Origin of the sequence: Nocardia sp. NPDC050718 (assembly GCF_040654235.1) — a bacterium.
Lineage (GTDB): Bacteria > Actinomycetota > Actinomycetes > Mycobacteriales > Mycobacteriaceae > Nocardia.
Genome location: NZ_JBFAHQ010000005.1, coordinates 268,653 through 282,667, shown reverse-complemented (window position 1 = coordinate 282,667; position 14,015 = coordinate 268,653). Strand labels below are relative to the sequence as shown.

The 14,015-nt window shown below is 69.4% G+C and carries 12 protein-coding genes; 10 read left to right on the top strand and 2 right to left on the bottom strand.

From position 1 onward, the window contains the following. Window positions 1-46 precede the first annotated feature (46 nt). On the top strand, window positions 47-310 hold the full coding sequence (locus AB0H54_RS24020; RefSeq protein WP_357348004.1) for a hypothetical protein: 264 nt from the start codon (window positions 47-49) through the stop codon (window positions 308-310). Window positions 311-391: 81 nt separating this feature from the next. On the opposite strand, the gene AB0H54_RS24015 is transcribed toward AB0H54_RS24020, so the two are convergent. Then, window positions 392-1,441 carry a M48 family metallopeptidase gene (locus AB0H54_RS24015; protein WP_357348002.1) on the bottom strand — a complete coding sequence of 350 codons (1,050 nt, stop codon included), beginning with the start codon at window positions 1,439-1,441 and terminating at the stop codon, window positions 392-394. Between the two features lie 74 nt (window positions 1,442-1,515). On the opposite strand from AB0H54_RS24015, the gene AB0H54_RS24010 reads away from it, so the two are divergent. The 8 genes from AB0H54_RS24010 (at window position 1,516) to AB0H54_RS23975 (ending at window position 10,110) form a co-directional block, all read left to right on the top strand. Beyond that, complete coding sequence (locus AB0H54_RS24010) at window positions 1,516-1,605, top strand: Ms4533A family Cys-rich leader peptide (RefSeq protein WP_019045829.1); 90 nt, start codon at window positions 1,516-1,518, stop codon at window positions 1,603-1,605. A gap of 212 nt (window positions 1,606-1,817) precedes the next feature. Continuing rightward, window positions 1,818-2,870, top strand: coding sequence for a sulfate ABC transporter substrate-binding protein (locus tag AB0H54_RS24005; RefSeq protein ID WP_357348000.1), 1,053 nt, complete (start codon window positions 1,818-1,820; stop codon window positions 2,868-2,870). A 92-nt stretch (window positions 2,871-2,962) separates the two neighbouring features. Then, a complete protein-coding gene (cysT, locus tag AB0H54_RS24000) occupies window positions 2,963-3,814 on the top strand; it encodes a sulfate ABC transporter permease subunit CysT (protein WP_355279253.1) in 852 nt (283 codons plus the stop codon). Continuing rightward, the gene (gene cysW, locus AB0H54_RS23995; protein ID WP_355278650.1) at window positions 3,811-4,617 is read left to right on the top strand and encodes a sulfate ABC transporter permease subunit CysW; all 807 of its coding nucleotides are present in this window, start codon (window positions 3,811-3,813) and stop codon (window positions 4,615-4,617) included. The genes cysT and cysW overlap by 4 nt, the downstream gene beginning before the upstream one ends. Next, a complete protein-coding gene (locus tag AB0H54_RS23990) occupies window positions 4,614-5,609 on the top strand; it encodes a TOBE-like domain-containing protein (RefSeq protein ID WP_355278652.1) in 996 nt (331 codons plus the stop codon). The genes cysW and AB0H54_RS23990 overlap by 4 nt, the downstream gene beginning before the upstream one ends. Window positions 5,610-5,781: 172 nt before the next feature. Then, window positions 5,782-7,179 (top strand): FAD-binding oxidoreductase, encoded by a 1,398-nt coding sequence (locus tag AB0H54_RS23985; protein ID WP_357347998.1) that lies wholly within the window; start codon window positions 5,782-5,784, stop codon window positions 7,177-7,179. Between the two features lie 327 nt (window positions 7,180-7,506). Then, the gene (locus AB0H54_RS23980; protein WP_355279256.1) at window positions 7,507-8,511 is read left to right on the top strand and encodes a diiron oxygenase; all 1,005 of its coding nucleotides are present in this window, start codon (window positions 7,507-7,509) and stop codon (window positions 8,509-8,511) included. A gap of 12 nt (window positions 8,512-8,523) precedes the next feature. Then, a complete protein-coding gene (locus AB0H54_RS23975) occupies window positions 8,524-10,110 on the top strand; it encodes an FAD-dependent oxidoreductase (RefSeq protein WP_357347996.1) in 1,587 nt (528 codons plus the stop codon). A 57-nt stretch (window positions 10,111-10,167) separates the two neighbouring features. Here the strand turns inward: AB0H54_RS23975 and AB0H54_RS23970 are convergent, their stop codons facing one another. Then, window positions 10,168-10,929, bottom strand: coding sequence for an SDR family oxidoreductase (locus tag AB0H54_RS23970; RefSeq protein ID WP_357347994.1), 762 nt, complete (start codon window positions 10,927-10,929; stop codon window positions 10,168-10,170). Window positions 10,930-11,506: 577 nt separating this feature from the next. Here AB0H54_RS23970 and AB0H54_RS23965 point away from each other — a divergent pair. Next, entirely contained in the window at window positions 11,507-13,747 is a 2,241-nt protein-coding gene (locus tag AB0H54_RS23965; RefSeq protein ID WP_357347992.1) for an Hsp70 family protein, read from the top strand. Window positions 13,748-14,015 lie beyond the last annotated feature (268 nt).

Below are 14,015 nucleotides of genomic sequence, written 5' to 3'. Positions count from 1 at the left end.
AGCGACGGAATTCGCCCGTTCACGGTGACCGTCTAGGCTGGTCGGCGTGCAAAGCATCGCGGGTTGGTGGGACGGTTTCGAACTCTGGGTAGCCGGGCTGCCCTTCATCCCCCAGTTCCTGGTCGTGCTGATCGGCATGGTGCCGATCAGCTTCGCCATCGCCTTCGTGCTCGACCGTGCCCTGCGCGCGATCTTCCGCCTGCTCGGCCGTGGTGACCGCAGCGAGCCGCCGACGCCGGTCGCCGCGACGGCGGTGCCGGTCACCGCCGCCGCGCCGGTTCGCCCGACCGTCGGCAGCGGTGCCCGCTGATGCCTCGTTCTCGCGTTCAGCTCGCGCTGGTTGCCCTGCTCGTGCTCGTCGTCATCGCGTGGTTCTTCACCCGCTGACGCGCTAGTTCCGGCGCCAGTCGTCGAAGCGCTTGCCCAGATCGGACACGGTCCGGCCGACCTCCTGACCGACGGTGCTCACCGCGGCCCCGACATCGCGGCCGAGGTCGCGCACCGTGCGCACCAGCAGGTCGTCGGACTGGTCGAAGGACTCCCGGTAGCTGCGGGCGGCCTCCTTCACCTCGTCGCTGATCCTGGCGTTGCGGTCGTGCGCGCGCCGCGGGTAGGTGCCGCCGAGCACCCGGTCGTAGTCGCCGGACTGGATCCAGCGGCGCAGCTCGGCCGCGCGCAGCACCGAGAACGGGTGCGAGCGCAGCTCCAGGTTCAGCAGCTTGAGCACGCCGTCGCGCAGGTCGCCCGAGCGCAGGTAGTCGTCGGCCTGGTCGAGGAACGCGCCGTGGTTCATCTCCGTCAGCCAGGTGCCGCCCGCGGTCTTCATGTGCACCCGCACCGACGCCTCCACGTCCTGGCAGCACAGCAGCCCGGCGCGGTCGCCGGACAGCTCCGACTTGCGGCTCCACTCCATCAGCGCGGCCACGATCGCCCGCAGTGCCCAGCCACCGCCCGGCATCCAGCCGATCGAGGCGGACAGTCGCAGCAGGTGCATGAGCATCGTGCGGTACACCGCGTGCCCGGACAGCGCGTGCCCGAGCTCGTGCCCGATGACGAAGCGCAGCTCCTCGGTGTCCATCAGGTCGAGCAGGCCGGTGGTCAGCACGATGAACGGCCGGTCCATCCCGATCGTGAAGGCGTTCACCGTCGGGTCCTGCAGGACGTACATCTCCGGCGTCGACTCGGCGTCGAGCACGCCGACACAATCCGCCCGCAACTGGTGCAGGGTGCGGAACTGACGGTCGTCGACCCGGACGGCCGTCGCGAGGTACAGCAGCCGGTGCTGGCGCTCGCGCAGCAGGCTCGACAGTGCCTTCAGCACGGTGTCGAACCCACTCAGGGCACGGAGCGCGACCAGGGCGGTCCGGTCGGCCGGATGCTCCCACGTGCGGGTACTGATCTCCGGGAAACGCACACGCACGCGGTCTGGAGCCATAGTCATAGGATCAAATCCCCCCTCGAAGTAGAACTCTCGTCGATTCGAATCATCATGTCGCAATCTGCTACAGTCTGCCTGTGTCGTCGAGTGTCGCCCCGCAGATCCGCCATGAGTTGGCGTTGATCGCTGTCGGCAACCTCGCGGTCGCGGACATCCTCTGTCGATGATCGGCCACCGGACTCGTCTGCGCGTTTCTGCCCAGTAGACTGGCGCGCGCTTTTCCTTTCGCAGTCGTAGTCCGTAACTCCGGGGGCCAGCGGGCCCGAGTCGCGCCAACTGTCGTGTCGTCCGCACACGACAGGTCTACCGATCGACAAAGCGTTCCCTGCCGCAGCGAAAGCCGTTGCGCCGCAGGTCCTTTCCCGAAAGGTTCACCCCGATGTCTCGCAACACCTGGATCGGCTCGCGCCGCCGCGCCGCCGCCATCGCTCTCACTGCCGTCGCCGCGGTCGCGCTGACCGCCTGCGGCGGCGGCGCCAGCGACTCGACCGACGGCGGCGCCACCGTGGCCGACGGCAGCGGGGGCAGTCTCAACCTGTACGCCTACGCCGTCCCGAAGCCGGGCTTCGACAAGGTCGTGCCCGAGTTCAACAAGACCGAGGCGGGCAAGGGCGTCCAGATCCAGGCCTCCTACGGCGCCTCCGGCGACCAGTCGCGCAAGGTCAAGGACGGCGCCGAGGCCGACGTCGTCAACTTCTCGGTCGAGCCCGACATCACCCGCCTCGTGGACGCGGGCCTGGTGGAGTCGAACTGGAACGCCGACGCGAGCAAGGGCATCCCCTTCGGCTCGGTCGTGACCCTGGTCGTCCGCAAGGGCAACCCCAAGGGCATCAAGGACTGGGACGACCTGATCAAGCCCGGTGTCGAGGTCGTCACCCCGAACCCGTTCAGCTCGGGCTCGGCCAAATGGAACCTGCTCGCCCCGTACGCCGCCAAGAGCGACGGCGGCAAGAACCAGCAGGCCGGTCTGGACTACCTGGCCCAGCTGATCTCGCCCGAGCACGTGAAGGTGCAGCCGAAGTCGGGCCGCGAGGCCACCGAGACCTTCCTGCAGGGCACCGGTGACGTGCTGCTGAGCTACGAGAACGAGGCCATCTTCTCCGAGCGCAACGGCGACCCGATCGAGCACATCAACCCGCCGACCACCTTCAAGATCGAGAACCCGGTCGCGGTGCTGAAGAACTCCAAGAACCTGCCCAAGGCCACCGCGTTCCGCGACTTCCTGTTCACCCCGGAGGGCCAGAAGGCGTGGGCGCAGGCCGGCTTCCGTCCGGTCGACCCGAAGGTCGCGGCCGAGTTCGCCAACGACTTCCCGACCCCGGCCAAGCTGTGGACCATCGATGACCTGGGTGGCTGGAAGGCCGTCGACAAGGAACTGTTCGCGCAGGGCACCGGCAAGGTCGCGGTCATCTACGACAAGGCCACCAAGTAGGCCGTGATCCAGCACACACGCGATACTGGACAACTGTGACTGACAGCAGTGGGCACGCCGGGACCGGAGAAACCTCCGATCCCGGCGTTGCCGTGAAACTGGAGAAATCAGCGCCGGCGCCGCGCAAGCCCCGCTGGTCGTGGCTGCGGGTGACCGGTTCGGTGGGCCCGGTCGGCATCGGCATCGCCGTGCTCTGGCTCAGCGTCATCGTGCTGCTGCCGCTGGCGGCGCTCACCGTCAGCTCGTTCGAGGACGGGTGGTCCGGCTTCTGGGACGCGGTCACCGCGCCCGCGGCCCTGGACTCGCTGCGCATCACCGTCTTGGTCTCGGTGGTCGTCGCCGTGCTCAACGTCGTGATGGGCACCCTGATCGCCTGGGTGCTGGTGCGCGACGAGTTCCCCGGCAAGGGGATCGTCAACGCGCTCATCGATCTGCCGTTCGCGCTGCCGACGATCGTCGCCTCGATCGTGCTGCTCTCGCTCTACGGCCCGAACAGCCCGATCGACATCCACCTCAACGCCACCCAGCCCGGTCTGGTGGTGGCGCTGGCGTTCGTCACGCTGCCGTTCGTGGTGCGCTCGGTGCAGCCGGTGCTGATCGAGGTCGACAAGGAAGTGGAACAGGCCGCGCTCTCGCTGGGCGCGAGCAACTGGATCACCTTCCGCCGTATCGTGCTGCCGACGCTGGCGCCCGCGATCATCTCCGGCGGCGGTCTCGCCTTCGCCAGGGCGATCGGCGAGTACGGCTCGGTCGTGCTGATCGGCGGCAACATCCCGCGTGAGACGCAGATGACCTCGCAGTACATCCAGCAGCAGATCGAGGTGGACCGGCCGGTCAACGCCGCCGCGGTGTCGGTGGCGCTGCTGGCCATCTCCTTCGCCAGCCTGCTCGTCCTGCGGCTGCTCGCCGAGCGCACCGCACGCAAGGAAGAGGCGGCCCGATGAAGCTGTCGCTGTTCACCCGGCTCTCGCTGCGCACGGTCGCCCTGGGCTACCTGTTCGTGCTGCTGGTGCTGCCGCTGGTGATCATCCTGTGGCGCACCTTCGAGCGCGGGATCGGCGCGTTCCTGGACTCGATCACCACGCCGGCGGCGATCTCGGCGTTCCAGCTGTCGATGATCATCGTGGCCATCGTCGTACCGCTCAACGTCGTGTTCGGTGTGATCACGGCGCTGGCGCTGGTGCGGAGCAAGTTCCCCGGGCGCAGCCTGGTGCAGGGCATCGTCGACCTGCCGTTCGCGGTGTCGCCGGTGGTCGTCGGTGTGTCGCTGATCCTGCTGTGGGGAGCGGGCGGCTGGTTCGGCGGCCTGGAGTCGCTCGGTTTCAAGGTGATCTTCAGCCTGCCCGGCATGGTGATCGCGACCATCTTCGTCACGCTGCCGTTCGTGGTGCGCGAGGTGGAGCCGGTGCTGCACGAGATCGGCGACGATCAGGAGCAGGCCGCGGCCACCCTCGGCGCCTCGCGCTGGCAGACCTTCTGGCGGATCACCCTGCCCGCGATCCGCTGGGGCCTGACCTACGGCGTCGTCCTCACCGTCGCCCGCGCGCTCGGCGAATTCGGCGCGGTGATCATGGTCTCCACCGCGCTGCCCGGCAAGTCGCAGACGCTGACCCTGCTGGTGCACGGCCGCTATATCAACGACCACAACACCTTCGGCGCCTACAGCGCGGCCACGCTGCTGATGGCCATGGCGCTGGTTGTTCTTCTCCTGATGACTCTCCTCGAACGCAAGCGGGGCACCGAATGATCACCGTGACCAACGCGCGCAAGAACTACGGTTCCTTCGCCGCTCTCGACGATGTCAGCATCGACATCACCTCCGGGGAGCTGACCGCGCTGCTCGGCCCGTCCGGGTCGGGCAAGTCGACGCTGCTGCGCTCGATCGCCGGTCTGGAATCGCTGGACTCGGGCATCGTCCGGATCGCGGGCAACGACGTCACCCACGTGGCGCCGCAGAAGCGCGACATCGGCTTCGTGTTCCAGCACTACGCCGCGTTCAAGCACATGACGGTGCGCGACAACGTCGCCTTCGGCCTCACGATCCGCAAGCGGCCGAAGAAGGAGATCGACAAGCGCGTCGACGAGCTGCTCGGCATCGTCGGGCTGGACGGCTTCCAGCACCGCTACCCGGCCCAGCTCTCCGGCGGTCAGCGCCAGCGCATGGCACTGGCCCGCGCGCTGGCGGTCGACCCGCAGGTGCTGCTGCTCGACGAGCCGTTCGGCGCGCTCGACGCCAAGGTCCGCACCGATCTGCGGCAGTGGCTGCGCCGGCTGCACGAGGAGGTCCACGTGACCACCGTGCTCGTCACCCACGACCAGGAGGAGGCGCTCGACGTCGCCGACCGGATCGCGGTGATGAACAAGGGCCGGATCGAGCAGGTCGGGTCCCCGGAGGACGTCTACGACCGGCCGGCCAACGAGTTCGTGATGTCGTTCCTCGGCGCGGTGGCCCGGCTCAACGGTCACCTGGTCCGGCCGCACGACATCCGGATCGGGCGCGACCCGAGCATGGCGCTGGCCGAGCACGAGGGCACCGCGGAGTCCGCCGGCGTCACCAGGGCGACGGTCGAGCGGATCGTGCGGCTCGGTTTCGAGGTGCGGCTCGAGCTGCGCAACGCGGCCACCGGTGATCAGTTCGCCGCGCAGATCACCCGCGGTGACGCGGTCGCGCTGCACCTGAGCGAGGGCGAGACGGTCTACGCCCGCGCCACCCGGATCCCGGATCTGCCGCAGAGCTGAGACCGGCGACCCCTGTTGCCCGCGGCCACCCGGTGAGACGATGGGATCCGGTGCGGTCGCACCGAACCGGGCGGGGCCCGCGCCAGGGGTGTGCGCGGGTCGCGTCGACCGTGGTCGGGGACCTGGGGGTCGGCACTGCTGGGCGGAGGCGCCCGGACCGGAGGTGGACGTCATGTCGACCGGGGTGTTCAGCGTAGATCTGTTACGGCGCTCGATCCGAGCGCAGGTCATCGGGCCCACCGACGCGGGCTACGACGAGGCGCGGGCGGTGTGGAACGGCTCCATCGATCGCCGTCCGCTCGCGGTGGTGCGGCCCGCCGACACCGCCGAGGTGGCCGAGGCGGTCGCCGCGATCCGGGCGGGCGGCGCCGATCTCACGGTGCGCGGCGGCGGTCACAACTATGCCGGGCACGCCGTCGCCGACGGCGCGGTGATGCTCGATCTGAGCAAGCTCGACAGCGTGCTGGTCGACCCGGTGCGGATGCGCGCCCGCTGCGGTGGCGGCGCGACCTGGGCCGAGCTCGACGGCACCGCCAACCGGCACGGCCTCGCGGTGACCGGCGGTTTCATCAGCGACACCGGCATCGGCGGGCTCACCCTCGGCGGTGGCTTCGGCTGGCTGACCCCGCTGTTCGGGATGTCCTGCGACAATCTGGTCGCCGCGGAGGTGGTGACCGCCGACGGGCACGTCGTCGCGGCCTCGCTGCAGGAGAATCCGGACCTGTTCTGGGCGCTGCGCGGGGGCGGCGGCAATTTCGGGATCACCACGAGTTTCGAGTTCGCGCTGCACGAGTTCGGCCCGCTGGTACAGGTCGCGCTGCTGTGGTGGCCGCCGTCGGAGGCGGTCGGGCCGTTGGTCGAGGGCAATGCCGTGCTGATGGACCTGCCCGCCCGGCACTGCGGCACGATCAACGCGATCAGCGGTCCACCGGCCCCGTTCGTGCCCGAACGCTGGCAGGGCGAACCCGGCTTCGTGATCGGCATCGCGGGCGACGGTTCGCCCGACGACCTGGCCGCCGCGGTCGCCCCGCTCCGCGCGCTGACCCCGACCCCGGCCTGGGAACTGGTCGCCGAGATGCCGTACGCGGCCCTGCAGCAGCTGTTCGACGACATCGCCCCGTGGGGCACCTTCGCCTACGAGAAGTCGCTCTACCTGGACCGGATCGACGCGGCGGTGGCCGAGGTGATGGTCGAGCAGTATCCCCGCAAGAACTCACCGCTGTCGGTGATGCCGTCGATGCCGCTGTGCGGCCGGTTCTGCGACGTGCCCGAGGGCAACACCGCCTTCGGCGGCTCGCGTGACCCCGGCCTGCTGGTGAACATCTCCGCGTCCTGCCCCGACCCGGCCGTCTTCGCCGCGGAGCGGGAGTGGGTCAGGGAGTTCTGGGGCGAGTTGCGCCCGTTCGCCCGCGGTGACGGCGGCTACGTGAACTTCCTGACCGACCCGGGCCAGGAGCAGGTCGCGACCAGCTACGGCCCCAAGTACCACCGACTGCGCTCGGTCAAGACCGCGTGGGACCCGGCCAACGTGTTCCGGCACAACGCCAACATCACCCCCGTGGTGCCCTGAGCCGGGCGACGTTGTCGAGGCGTTCGCTGGCGCGTACGGCGTGGTCCTCGCGTGTCGTGCGCGCGCAGGGTAGCCGGTACCGGCGGTCCGGTCGGCGAATCGCCGAATCCGGGTGCACGAATTTTCCCGGTCGCGCCCTGGCCGTCGGCGAACTGTGCATGACGCAGTGTCACAGGTAGAACCATTTTTACTGGTGAGTAGCTTTTCCCGGCGGCATTCCGACGCGCCGAACACGCGAAATCGAGAGGTGCGGGGAGTTGACGTGACTCCTCGTAGGTGTAACTATTGGAAACAGTAAACGTCCCTTGAGGAGAGGCAGTGACGACGATGTCTGCGCCCACCACCCCTGACGTCGATCCCGTAGTCGCGGAGGCTCAGGCGTACGCCGAGAAGTTGCTGATGCTGTCGGAGGCGTCGGTCGACCGGCACTTCGACCCGTTCGAGGACATCGACTGGGACAACCCGGAGTTCGACCCGAACCACAAGCCCGAGCGCTGGGTTCTGGTCACCTCGGCCGACCCGATCGGCCGTCACCCCTGGTACCAGGCGCTGCCGCTGGATCAGAAGATCGAGATCGGCAAGGTCCGCCAAGCCAATGTCGCCAAGGTCGGCCTGCAGTTCGAGGCTATCCTGATCATCGGCATGATGCAGCACATCTTCAACCTGAAGAACAACGACCCGGAGTTCCGGTACTGCTCGCACGAGATGATCGAAGAGCACAACCACACTCTGATGTTCCAGGAGATGGTGAACCGCGTCGCCGACGTGCCGGGCATGAACCCGCTCGTGCGTCAGCTGCGCCACCTGGCCGCTCCGGTCGGCGCGCTGATGCCGAACCTGTTCTTCATGGCCGTGCTGGCCGGCGAAGAGCCGATCGACCACATCCAGAAGGACATCCTGCGCTCGGGTGACGACATCCACCCGATCATGCGCGGCGTGATGGCGATCCACGTGGCCGAGGAAGCTCGCCACATCTCCTTCGCCCACGAGTTCCTGAAGAAGAACGTGCCCGCGCAGCGGCCGTTCAACAAGTTCGTGCTGTCGATCGCGATGCCCACGATCATGTTTATCCTCGGCCGGGCCATCGCGACCCCGCCGAAGACCTTCTTCAAGCAGTTCGACATGCCCGCCGACGTCCGCAAGGAGCTGTTCTACGGCGCCAAGGAGTCCAAGCAGGTCTTCGCCGACTACTTCATCGACGTGCGTGCGCTCGCCGACGAGGTCGGTCTGATGAACCCGATCGCCAAGAAGGTGTGGAAGCTGTTCGGCATCGACGGCCCGTCCAGCCGTTACCGCTCGGAGCCCAAGCGCTCCGCCAAGCACGCGGCCTGAGACGATAGCAATATGCCATACGTCGTTACCCAGTCATGCTGTAGTGACGCCTCGTGCGTCTACGCATGCCCGGTGAACTGCATTCATCCGACCCCGGATGAGCCGGACTTCCTCTCCGCGGAGATGCTCTACGTCGATCCGGCGGCATGTGTGGACTGTGGCGCCTGCGCCACCGCGTGCCCCGTCGACGCCATCACCTCCTCGAAGAAGCTGACCGAAGAGCAGAAGCCCTTCATCGAGATCAACGCCGACTTCTACCGCGTGCAGCGGGACCGGCCGACGTTGGCTCGCCCGGTGATGCCGCCCACGATCGACACCCAGCGTTCGCCGCTGCGCGTCGCCATCGTGGGGTCCGGCCCGTCGGCGATGTACGCCGCCGACGAGCTGCTGACCCAGCCCGGCGTCGCGGTCACGATGTTCGACCGGCTGCCGCAGGCCTACGGTCTGGCCCGGCTCGGCGTCGCGCCCGATCACAAGCGCACCAGGCAGGTCGCCGAGCTGTTCGACGTGATGTCGAAGCAGGAGGACTTCGGTACCTACCTCGACGTCGAGATCGGCACCCATGTCAGTCATGCCGAGCTGCTCGAGCACTTCCACGGCGTGATCTACGCGGTGGGCGCGTCCTCGGACCGCAAGCTGGGCATTGCGGGTGAGGGCCTGCCGGGCAACGTGTCGGCCACCGACTTCGTCGCCTGGTACAACGGTCACCCCGACCACGCCGAGGACCGGTTCGACCTGAACCAGAAGCGCGTCGTGATCGTCGGCAACGGCAACGTCGCCCTCGACGTGGCCCGCATCCTGACCGTCGACCCGGCCACCCTGGCCGACACCGACATCGCGCCCTACGCGCTGAAGGCGTTGCGCGAGAGCAAGATCGAAGAGGTCGTGATCCTGGGTCGGCGTGGCCCGGCGGAGTCGGCCTTCACGGTGCCCGAGTTCGTCGGCCTGCTGGCCGCCGACATCGACATCGCGATCGACGGCGAGCTGCCCGAGATCACGCCCGAGCTGCCGTACAAGGTCGAGCAGAAGCTGCGGCTGCTGCACAGCGTCGCGCGGCGTCCGTTCGGTGAGCGCAAGCGCATCGTGTTCCGCTACCTGTCCTCGCCGGTGGAGATCCTCGGCACCGACACGGTGACCGGAGTGCGGGTCGAGCGCAACGAGCTGGTCACCGACGCCGACGGCCGCACCAGTGCGGTGGCGACCGGGGACACGGATCTGCTGGAAGCGGGTGTCGTGCTCACCTCGGTCGGCTACCGAGGGGTGCCGACGAAGGATCTGCCGTTCGACGATGCCCGTGGCGTCATCCCGAACGACCAGGGCCGGGTGCTGAGCGCGCCCGGTGGCGAGGTCGTCACCGGGACGTATGTGACCGGCTGGATCAAGCGTGGTCCGACCGGCTTCATCGGCACCAACAAGTCCTGCGCGCAGGAGACGGTGCAGCAACTGGCCGCCGACTTCAACGCGGGCAAGCTGCGCGCGCCCGCGCGCGACGCGCGGGAGTTCGACCGACTGGTGCGCGCCCGCCGACCCCAGGCGCGCGCCGGTGGCGCTGCGGTTCCCCACGGGGGTCCGATCAAGCGCCTGCTGGCCCGCGGCTGACGCGACCGGCGCAGACACGAAGGCCCGCCCCGGCGTCCGGGGCGGGCCTTCGGCGTTTCACTGCGCGGTGAAACCGCCGTCCACCGCGACCGCGGCCCCGGTGACGAAGGACGCCTCCCCGCTGAGCAGGAAGGCGCACAGCGCCGCGATCTCCTCGGGCCTGGCGATCCGCCCGATCGGGTGCAGTGCCGCGATCGCCGCCTCGCCCTCGGGTGTCGCGCCCATCGAGGAGCGGAAGGCGGGAGTGTCGACCGCGCCGGAGACCAGCGCGTTGACCCGCACGCCGGCCGCCGCGCTCTCCAGCGCCACCGACCTGGTCAGCCCGACGACGCCGTGCTTGGCCGCCACGTACGGCGCCACCGAGGCCATGCCGACCACGCCGAGGTTGGAGGCGTTGTTCAGGATCGCGCCGCCGCCGGAGGCGGTGATCGCGGGCACCTGGTGCCGGAGCCCGTGGAACACCCCGGTGAGGTTCAGGTCGAGTTCGGCGCGCCAGGCCGCGTCGTCGATCTCGGCGACGCCGCCGAACGCGGTGACCGCGCCCGCGTTGTTGAATGCCGCGTCGAGCCTGCCGTATTCGGTGAGCGCCGCCTGGGTGAGCCGCTCGACATCGGCGTCGACGGTGACGTCGGTGGCGACGAACCGCGCGCGCCCGCCCGTCGCCCTGATCCGCGCGGCGACCTCCTCGCCCTGATCCTTGCCCCGCGAGCCGAGTACGACCGCCGCGCCCTCGGCCGCGACCCGCAGCGCGACCGCCCTGCCGATGCCGGAACCGGCGCCGGTGATGAGGACGACCTGGTCGGCGAAACGAGTGGACATCTGTATTCCCTTCTCTCCCTGACATTTTCGGAGCACAGCTCGGTGTCTCTCCGCACCTCGAGTCAACCGTGGGCCGGAGGTCGGTGCTGGCGGGTATCGGCCGCTGCATTGACGCGTCATAGTGTTTGGCGGGTACTTCGGTATGCGGCACCTGAATTCGGCGAATTCGATACTGCGGAAGGCAGCAAAAGAATTGATTACCGGTCGGTAAGTGGGTTAAAGATGGCCCAAAACAGACCTCAAGAATGTATTCGACCGGCGCGCAACTCGATTACTCGCAGGTAGCTGCATCTCGGAGTCTGTCAGTAGCTTTGGCAACGTTCAGGGGACTGGACGGTCGTCCGTATACCTGCCAACCAGCGAGAATCCACAAACAAGGGCCAAAGGTCACGTGTTTCGTATCAATCAGGCAGCAATTCGGCTTTGGGCCGGTTAATCTGTGCGAGCTGTTTGGAAGACGACCGCGGCCACATGGTGCGCTCGCGTGCTGGACGTGGTCACGGTGCGTTGACGGGATAGCAAATACATGACCAGAGGTCTGGGCTTAAGCATCGGTACGGTCAATGCGATTTCGGCGATGGTGGCCGACGATCCGACCAAGCCGACGGTACGCACACGGCGTACCGCACTCACCTTCGATGAAGCGGGCCGGTCCCGCATCGGAGCCATCAATGAATTCGCCTCGGCGATCACGGATTTCGCGGATCTGAGCCGCGATCCGGAGCCGATGGTGATCGGCGGCCGCTTCTACTCGGCGACCAACCTGATCGCCGCGGTCGTCACCGGCCTGATCGAGCTGGCGGAGCCGGCCGCCGGTGCCGTACTGACCTATCCGGCAGTGTATTCCGACAAACAGGTCGCGCTGCTCGGTCAGGCGCTGCACCTGGCGGGCGCCGGTCAGGTGCTGCTCGCGCCGGAACCGGTCGCCGCGGCCGAATGGCTGGAAGCCGACCAGGGCCCGCTCGCGCCGGGCTTCGTCCTCGTCTACGACCTGGGCGCCAACAGTCTCGACCTGACCGTGCTGCGGGTCGGCCCGGACTGGCCGCACCATCCGATGGTCGGAACTCCGGTGCGCTCCACGGACTTCGGCGGCAAGCCGCTGGGGGAGATGGTCGCCCGCTACGCGGGGTCGGGCAAGGTGGGCCGCGCGACGCCGACCCTCACCTCGATGGTGAACACCGACGCGCTGCGGGCCGAACACATCCGCGACACCTTCCCCTTGGTCAGCAAGAGTGTGGCCGCGGCGGGCCTGCGGTTGGCCGACCTCTCGCGCATCCTGATCGTCGGTGGCGCCTCGCGACCGCCGGAGGTCGCGCGCACGCTGGCCGAACTCGGCGTCCCGCTGGTCACCGTCGCCGATCCCGGTCAGGTGGTCGCCGCAGGCGCCGCCGCGCTGGCGGCCCGGACCTTCGCGCCGGTGCAGCAGGGCGGGCCCTCGGCGCCGCACGTCGCCGTGTTCTCCAGCGCCGCTGTCGTTTCCGCGCTCGCCATGTCGGCGATGACGGTGTTCGGCAGCCCGTTCGATCCGGGTCTCACCCCGGTGCTCGACCGGTTCCCGGCCCTGGGCGCCCCCGCCGACGCGCTGCTCTACGACATGAGCGCCGACCTCGTCGCCGCGCAGAGCACCGGACTGCTCGGTGCCGTCGACCCGCTGACCGGCCGGGTCCGCGTCGCGGGCGCCGCCATCGCGCAGAGCGCCTACGAGATGATCGTCGCCCCCGCCACGGCGGGCCGCGGCAAGGTCGCCGACGGTACCGAGCGCGGCGGCACCGCGAACCAGGGCGCGCGCGACGACTGTCGCCCACCGGCTCTCGCCCTCTCGACCTACGGCGACCCGGCCCGTTTCATCAACCCGCTGCCCTTCCACCTGGGCACGCCCACCCAACCCTCCGACCTGCCGACCGGCCCGGGTTCGCCCGGCCTCCCGTCCGGCGGACCCATCACGTCCCCCGGCTCGGGCACCCCCTCGGTTCCCACCCCGGGTACACCGACGGCGCCGGGCGAGACCGCACCCGGCACCAGCCCCTCGGTTCCCGGCGGGACAACCACGCCGTCCACCGACACCGGGACCTCGGCACCGACCGGCGGAACTGGCACGGGCACAGCACCTTCCGGCGGCACGACCGGCGGATCCGAAACCCCCGGCGGCACGGGTGGCACGACGGGTGGGACCGCCGACGGCGGTTCGACCTCCGGCGGCACGACCGGCGGTAGCGCCCCCAGCGGCGGCACAACCGGTGGCACGGACACTTCCGGCGGCAGCGCCGGGAGTGGCGCGTCGAGTGGCGGGGCCGACGGCGGTGCGTCCGGTGGTGGTGCGTCCGGTGGAAGCGATTCGGGCGGCGGTGCCTCCGGTGGTGGTGCCTCCGGCGGTGGTGCCTCCGGCGGTGGTGCTTCTGGCGGTGGTGCTTCTGGCGGTGGCGCGTCCGGTGGTGGTGCGTCCGGCGGAAGTGATTCAGGTGGTGGCGCTTCCGGCGGCGGTGCGTCCGGCGGTGGCGCCTCTGGCGGTGGTGCGTCCGGTGGCGGCGCGTCCGGCGGCGGTGATTCGGGTGGTGGCGCTTCCGGCGGTGGTGCATCGAGTGGCGGTGCGTCCAGCGGCGGATCCGGCGGTGCGTCCGGTGGTGGCGCATCCTCCGGCGGCTCCGCCTCCAGCGGCGCCTCGTCGGGCGGCGCCTCGTCGGGCGGCGCCTCGTCGGGCGGCGCCTCGACTGGTGGTGCGTCCGGCGGCGGTGCATCCGCCGGGTCCAAAAGCGGTGGCATGAGCGGCGGTGGAGCCAGCGGTGGTGGTGGCGGTGGCGGTGGCGGTTCGCGCCGCTGATCCGCGCACCCCTGTCCGCCCTGCCTCGTCGGGTGGCGCCCCGAGTGGTGGCGCCTCCGGCGGCTGCACCTCATCCGCCGGGTCCAAGAGCGTGGCTTGAGCGGCGGTAGAGCCAGCGGCGGTGGTGGCGGTTCGCGCCGCTGATCCGCGCACACCTTTCCGCTCTGCTTCCAGCGGCGGTGCGTCCGGCGGCTGCGCCTCATCAGCCGAGTCCAAAAGCGGTGGCATGAGCGGTGGCGGAGCCAGCGGTGGTGGTGGCGGTTCGCGC

Excerpts from the sequence above, each read along its gene's own strand:
- AB0H54_RS24015 (WP_357348002.1), bottom strand. The coding sequence starts at position 1,441 with ATGACTATGGCTCCAGACCGCGTGCGTGTGCGTTTCCCGGAGATCAGT.
- AB0H54_RS23985 (WP_357347998.1), top strand. The coding sequence starts at position 5,782 with ATGTCGACCGGGGTGTTCAGCGTAGATCTGTTACGGCGCTCGATCCGA.
- AB0H54_RS23990 (WP_355278652.1), top strand. The coding sequence starts at position 4,614 with ATGATCACCGTGACCAACGCGCGCAAGAACTACGGTTCCTTCGCCGCT.
- AB0H54_RS23980 (WP_355279256.1), top strand. The coding sequence starts at position 7,507 with ATGTCTGCGCCCACCACCCCTGACGTCGATCCCGTAGTCGCGGAGGCT.
- AB0H54_RS23970 (WP_357347994.1), bottom strand. The coding sequence starts at position 10,929 with ATGTCCACTCGTTTCGCCGACCAGGTCGTCCTCATCACCGGCGCCGGT.
- AB0H54_RS23975 (WP_357347996.1), top strand. The coding sequence starts at position 8,524 with ATGCCATACGTCGTTACCCAGTCATGCTGTAGTGACGCCTCGTGCGTC.
- cysW (WP_355278650.1), top strand. The coding sequence starts at position 3,811 with ATGAAGCTGTCGCTGTTCACCCGGCTCTCGCTGCGCACGGTCGCCCTG.
- AB0H54_RS24005 (WP_357348000.1), top strand. The coding sequence starts at position 1,818 with ATGTCTCGCAACACCTGGATCGGCTCGCGCCGCCGCGCCGCCGCCATC.
- AB0H54_RS23965 (WP_357347992.1), top strand. The coding sequence starts at position 11,507 with ATGGTGGCCGACGATCCGACCAAGCCGACGGTACGCACACGGCGTACC.